At 75.7% G+C, this 1,045-nt stretch carries 1 pseudogene; it reads right to left on the minus strand.

The window, feature by feature from the left end:
- Positions 1-203 precede the first annotated feature (203 nt).
- Positions 204-979 (minus strand): annotated as a pseudogene (locus tag AB8Z75_RS35050) (MFS transporter); the annotation flags it as partial.
- Positions 980-1,045: the final 66 nt, after the last annotated feature.

Consider the following 1,045-nt stretch of genomic DNA (forward strand, 5'->3'; position numbering starts at 1 on the left):
CCTACGACGCGCGCACCAGCGACCACGCCGGCCACGCACGCCAGCCCTCCGGACCACACCGAGGCCCGCACGGAGGTGAGGGAGGCCACCGTTCCCGAGCGGGGGGGGGGGGGGGGGGGGGGGGGGGGGGGGGGGGGGGGGGCCCCCGCCCCCCTACGTCGTCCCCGGCTCCGTGAGGGGGCCGGCTCCTCCTCGCGGGCCGTCCGTACGGCTCGGGCGTGGTCGCTGGTGCGCGCGTCGTAGGCCAGCAGCCTCGGCAGCGCCACCGCGAGGAGCGCCACGCCGGCCACGCACGCCAGCCCTCCGGACCACACCGAGGCCCGCACGGAGGTGAGGGAGGCCACCGTTCCCGAGCGGACCTGGCCCAGTCGCGCCAGCCCCGCCACCCGCTGCGACCACCACCGCGAGTCCGTGCCGGTGCACCCGCACCGCCCACCCGCTGGTCGCGCTCACCAGCATGGAACCGAGCGGCAGTGCCGCGTACATCAGCCCCAGCGCCCAGTGCGGGCCCGGCGACCCCGCCGACCTGCCAGCGCAGCGAGTTCAGCGCGGCGGCTGCGCTCAGCTGCGCGTGCGCGACGATGCGCGGAACGATCGCGTCCAGTGCGGGCCGCTGGATGCCGGTGAGGGCGCTGGTGAGCGCCGCCGCCGCGTACAGGGGCCACACCATCGGGTGCGGCAGCAGGCTGTTGGCCAGCAGCCCGAGTGCCACCAGTCCGAGCGCCGCCTCGCTGGAGAGGATCAGTGTGCGCCGGTCGAACGCGTCGGCCAGCGCTCCGCCGTAGAGCCCGAACACCATCAGTGGCACCAGCTCGACGGCGCCCAGTGCGCCCACTGCCGCCGCGGAGCCTGTGAGCTCCTTGAGCTGGAGGGGCAGGGCGACGAACGTGAGGAAGCTGCCGAACGTCGTGATGAGGCCCGCCGTCCACAGCGTGCGGAAGTCGCGTGACGCGCGCCACGGCGTCAGATCGGGGAGCACGAGCGGGCATCTTTCTCGGCGCCGCGTGTGACGGCAACCGCATTTTCCTGCGGGGCGGTGGCGGGG

Source organism: Streptomyces sp. PU-14G (genome assembly GCF_041028275.1).
Classification (GTDB): domain Bacteria; phylum Actinomycetota; class Actinomycetes; order Streptomycetales; family Streptomycetaceae; genus Streptomyces.